This is a genomic window from Cellulomonas fimi, assembly GCF_012952065.1.
In the GTDB taxonomy this organism is placed as follows: Bacteria; Actinomycetota; Actinomycetes; order Actinomycetales; family Cellulomonadaceae; genus Pengzhenrongella; species Pengzhenrongella fimi_A.
The window spans coordinates 1-5,530 of record NZ_JABCJJ010000055.1 but is presented as its reverse complement, the minus strand read 5'-3'; the positions used below and the strand labels follow the sequence as shown (position 1 = coordinate 5,530).

Below are 5,530 nucleotides of genomic sequence, written 5' to 3'. Positions count from 1 at the left end.
TAAGTTTGAACGGTTGCCTCGCGGCGGGTTGGGAGATCCAAGGCGATGCGCGTCTGTTCCTTGAGAACTCAACAGCGTGCCAAGTAGTTGATGCCATGTGGTTCATCGGTTGGTGTTGTCCGGGCTTTGTGGTTCGGGTGGGCTGGTTGGTGGATCGTTGGCTTTTGATGGATGCCTGCCACCCCGTGGTGGGTGTCTGTTCGAGGTCAGTTCAGCTGGATCTTGCGGCCGTGTTTGGTCGTGGGGTCCGTTTCGTGTGTCGGTTTCCCTGCTGTCTTCGGGTGGTGGGGGGCTGTGAGACATTTACGGAGAGTTTGATTCTGGCTCAGGACGAACGCTGGCGGCGTGCTTAACACATGCAAGTCGAACGGTGATATCAGGGCTTGCTCTGGTTGATCAGTGGCGAACGGGTGAGTAACACGTGAGTAACCTGCCCCTGACTCTGGGATAACTTCGGGAAATCGGAGCTAATACCGGATACGAGACGCATCCGCATGGGTAGTGTCTGGAAAGATTTATCGGTCTGGGATGGACTCGCGGCCTATCAGCTTGTTGGTGGGGTAATGGCTCACCAAGGCGACGACGGGTAGCCGGCCTGAGAGGGCGACCGGCCACACTGGGACTGAGATACGGCCCAGACTCCTACGGGAGGCAGCAGTGGGGAATATTGCACAATGGGCGAAAGCCTGATGCAGCGACGCCGCGTGAGGGATGAAGGCCTTCGGGTTGTAAACCTCTTTCAGCAGGGAAGAAGCGCAAGTGACGGTACCTGCAGAAGAAGCGCCGGCTAACTACGTGCCAGCAGCCGCGGTAATACGTAGGGCGCAAGCGTTGTCCGGAATTATTGGGCGTAAAGAGCTCGTAGGCGGTTTGTCGCGTCTGCTGTGAAAACTCGAGGCTCAACCTCGGGCTTGCAGTGGGTACGGGCAGACTAGAGTGCGGTAGGGGAGACTGGAATTCCTGGTGTAGCGGTGGAATGCGCAGATATCAGGAGGAACACCGATGGCGAAGGCAGGTCTCTGGGCCGCAACTGACGCTGAGGAGCGAAAGCATGGGGAGCGAACAGGATTAGATACCCTGGTAGTCCATGCCGTAAACGTTGGGCACTAGGTGTGGGGCTCATTCCACGAGTTCCGTGCCGCAGCAAACGCATTAAGTGCCCCGCCTGGGGAGTACGGCCGCAAGGCTAAAACTCAAAGAAATTGACGGGGGCCCGCACAAGCGGCGGAGCATGCGGATTAATTCGATGCAACGCGAAGAACCTTACCAAGGCTTGACATACACCGGAAAAGTGCAGAGATGTGCTCCCCGCAAGGTCGGTGTACAGGTGGTGCATGGTTGTCGTCAGCTCGTGTCGTGAGATGTTGGGTTAAGTCCCGCAACGAGCGCAACCCTCGTCCTATGTTGCCAGCGGGTCGTGCCGGGGACTCATAGGAGACTGCCGGGGTCAACTCGGAGGAAGGTGGGGATGACGTCAAATCATCATGCCCCTTATGTCTTGGGCTTCACGCATGCTACAATGGCCGGTACAAAGGGCTGCGATACCGCGAGGTGGAGCGAATCCCAAAAAGCCGGTCTCAGTTCGGATTGGGGTCTGCAACTCGACCCCATGAAGTCGGAGTCGCTAGTAATCGCAGATCAGCAACGCTGCGGTGAATACGTTCCCGGGCCTTGTACACACCGCCCGTCAAGTCACGAAAGTCGGTAACACCCGAAGCCGGTGGCCCAACCCCTTGTGGGGGGGAGCCGTCGAAGGTGGGACTGGCGATTGGGACTAAGTCGTAACAAGGTAGCCGTACCGGAAGGTGCGGCTGGATCACCTCCTTTCTAAGGAGCTCTGGCCGCGTCCGCCCTGCGGGGTGGGTGTGGTTCAGGCCCATGCCTCGGCCGTTCGCGTCGGGGGTGGTGCTCACGGGTGGAACATCGACTATGGCCGGCTCGACGTGGTCGCTGCTGCTAGTACTCCCGGTTCGCCGGGGTGGAACGTGGTGGGGGGTGCGGGGTCGGCTGGGCGCGCTGTTGGGTCCTGAGGGAACAGGCTTCGGTCTGTTGGCCTCGGGTCGCCTGGCCCCCGGTGTGGGGGTGGGTGGCTGTGGATGCGGACCACGTGAGGCCGTCGGCGGGTGCCGGTGGTGGGTCGTGGGACTGCCCGTAGCTTGAGAACTGCACAGTGGACGCGAGCATCTTTGATAGATCTTTGTGGCAAGTTTTTAAGGGCACAGGGTGGATGCCTTGGCACTAGGAGCCGAAGAAGGACGTGGTAGCCTGCGATAAGCCTCGGGGAGTTGGCAAACGAACCGTGATCCGAGGATGTCCGAATGGGGAAACCCCGCTGGAGTCATGTCCAGTGACCCGCACCTGAATATATAGGGTGTGTGGAGGGAACGTCGGGAAGTGAAACATCTCAGTACCGACAGGAAGAGATATTCCGTGAGTAGTGGCGAGCGAAAGCGGATCAGGCCAAACCGATTGCGTGTTCAAGCCGGCGGGCGTTGCGTGGTCGGGGTTGTGGGACCTTTCAGCTGGTTCTGCCGGACCAGCAGGGAGTCAGAAAGTCGCGTCATAGTCGAAGGGCATTGAAAGGCCCGGCACAGAGGGTGTGACCCCCGTAGACGAAATGGCGTGGCCTCCCGAGGGGGATCCCAAGTAGCACGGGGCCCGAGAAATCCCGTGTGAATCTGGACAGACCACTGTCTAAGCCTAAATACTACCTAGTGACCGATAGCGGACAAGTACCGTGAGGGAAAGGTGAAAAGTACCCCGGGAGGGGAGTGAAATAGTACCTGAAACCGTGTGCCTACAATCCGTTGGAGCCTCCCTAGCAGGGGTGACAGCGTGCCTTTTGAAGAATGAGCCTGCGAGTTAGTGGTACGTGGCGAGGTTAACCCGTGTGGGGAAGCCGTAGCGAAAGCGAGTCCGAACAGGGCGGTACAGTCGCGTGCTCTAGACCCGAAGCGGAGTGATCTACCCATGGCCAGGTTGAAGCGCGGGTAAGACCGCGTGGAGGACCGAACCCACCAGGGTTGAAAACCTGGGGGATGAGCTGTGGGTAGGGGTGAAAGGCCAATCAAACTCCGTGATAGCTGGTTCTCCCCGAAATGCATTTAGGTGCAGCGTCACGTGTTTCTTGCCGGAGGTAGAGCTACTGGATAGCCGATGGGCCCTACAAGGTTACTGACGTTAGCCAAACTCCGAATGCCGGTAAGTGAGAGCGTGGCAGTGAGACTGCGGGGGATAAGCTCCGTAGTCGAGAGGGAAACAGCCCAGACCACCAGCTAAGGCCCCTAAGCGTATGCTAAGTGGGAAAGGATGTGGAGTTGCACAGACAACCAGGAGGTTGGCTTAGAAGCAGCCACCCTTGAAAGAGTGCGTAATAGCTCACTGGTCAAGTGATTCCGCGCCGACAATGTAGCGGGGCTCAAGCATACCGCCGAAGCTGTGGCATTCACATGATAACCAGGCCTTCGTGGTCCAGGTGTGTGGATGGGTAGGGGAGCGTCGTGTGGGCAGTGAAGCCGCGGGGGGACCCAGCGGTGGAGCCCACACGAGTGAGAATGCAGGCATGAGTAGCGAAAGACGGGTGAGAAACCCGTCCGCCGAATGACCAAGGGTTCCAGGGCCAGGCTAATCCGCCCTGGGTAAGTCGGGACCTAAGGCGAGGCCGACAGGCGTAGTCGATGGACAACGGGTTGATATTCCCGTACCGGCGAAGAACCGCCCATACCGACCCCGGTGATGCTCAGCGCCCGACGCCGCCACGATCCCTTCGGGGAGGTGGCGGACCAGCGCGCGACCCGAGCCGGCAGTAGGTAAGCGTAGTAACAGGGGTGACGCAGGAAGGTAGCCCAGCGTGGCGATGGTTGACCACGTCCAAGGTTGTAGGGCGAGAGGTAGGCAAATCCGCCTCTCACGAGCCTGAGAACTGATGGTGACCGCTCATGCGGGATGATTGGGTGATCCTATGCTGCCAAGAAAAGCCTCGGCGCGAGGTTCTAGCCGCCCGTACCCTAAACCGACTCAGGTGGTCAGGTAGAGAATACCAAGGCGATCGAGAGAATCGTGGTTAAGGAACTCGGCAAAATGCCCCCGTAACTTCGGGAGAAGGGGGGCCTGAGGCGTGAACCCACTAGCTGGGGGAGCGTGCGAAGGCCGCAGAGACCAGGGAGAAGCGACTGTTTACTAAAAACACAGGTCCGTGCGAAGTCGCAAGACGATGTATACGGACTGACGCCTGCCCGGTGCTGGAAGGTTAAGAGGACGGGTCAGCCGCAAGGCGAAGCTCAGAATTTAAGCCCCAGTAAACGGCGGTGGTAACTATAACCATCCTAAGGTAGCGAAATTCCTTGTCGGGTAAGTTCCGACCTGCACGAATGGCGTAACGACTTCTCCGCTGTCTCAACCGCGAACTCGGCGAAATTGCACTACGAGTAAAGATGCTCGTTACGCGCAGCAGGACGGAAAGACCCCGGGACCTTTACTATAGCTTGGTATTGGTGTTCGGTGCGGCTTGTGTAGGATAGGTGGGAGACTGTGAAGCCGGCACGCCAGTGTCGGTGGAGTCAACGTTGAAATACCACTCTGGTCGCTCTGGATATCTAACCTCGGTCCGTGATCCGGATCAGGGACAGTGCCTGGTGGGTAGTTTAACTGGGGCGGTTGCCTCCTAAAATGTAACGGAGGCGCCCAAAGGTTCCCTCAGCCTGGTTGGCAATCAGGTGGCGAGTGCAAGTGCACAAGGGAGCTTGACTGTGAGACTGACAGGTCGAGCAGGGACGAAAGTCGGGACTAGTGATCCGGCGGTGGCTTGTGGAAGCGCCGTCGCTCAACGGATAAAAGGTACCCCGGGGATAACAGGCTGATCTTGCCCAAGAGTCCATATCGACGGCATGGTTTGGCACCTCGATGTCGGCTCGTCGCATCCTGGGGCTGGAGTAGGTCCCAAGGGTTGGGCTGTTCGCCCATTAAAGCGGTACGCGAGCTGGGTTTAGAACGTCGTGAGACAGTTCGGTCCCTATCCGCTGCGCGCGCAGGAAACTTGAGAAGGGCTGTCCCTAGTACGAGAGGACCGGGACGGACGAACCTCTGGTGTGCCAGTTGTTCCGCCAGGAGCACGGCTGGTTGGCTACGTTCGGAAGGGATAACCGCTGAAAGCATCTAAGCGGGAAGCCTGCTTCAAGATGAGGTTTCCACGGGGCTCGCCCCGAGAGGCTCCCAGCTAGACCACTGGGTAGATAGGCCGGATGTGGAAGCGGGGACCAAAGACCCGTGAAGCTGACCGGTACTAATAAGCCGACAACTTGACACACCTATCATTGCTACGCGTCCACTGTGCGGTTCCCGAGATACGGTCGGGACAACACCGCAACCGAGACATCTCCATAGAGTTACGGCGGTCATAGCGAAGGGGAAACGCCCGGTCCCATTCCGAACCCGGAAGCTAAGCCCTTCAGCGCCGATGGTACTGCACGGGAGACTGTGTGGGAGAGTAGGTCGCCGCCGGACAACCATTACAGAAAGAGCCACCCCACCC

General features: G+C 58.7%; 3 rRNA genes. All 3 read left to right on the top strand.

Annotated elements, in window-relative coordinates:
• Positions 1–302 precede the first annotated feature (302 nt).
• The 3 genes from HIR71_RS16050 to rrf all read left to right on the top strand — a co-directional run bounded on the left by HIR71_RS16050 (position 303) and on the right by rrf (position 5,502).
• Positions 303–1,827, top strand: a 16S ribosomal RNA gene (locus tag HIR71_RS16050).
• Positions 1,828–2,200: 373 nt separating this feature from the next.
• Positions 2,201–5,305: ribosomal RNA gene (locus tag HIR71_RS16045) — 23S ribosomal RNA — on the top strand.
• An 80-nt stretch (positions 5,306–5,385) separates the two neighbouring features.
• Positions 5,386–5,502: ribosomal RNA gene (rrf, locus tag HIR71_RS16040) — 5S ribosomal RNA — on the top strand.
• Together the 16S, 23S and 5S rRNA genes form the textbook arrangement of a ribosomal RNA operon.
• The last annotated feature ends 28 nt before the right edge of the window (positions 5,503–5,530 follow it).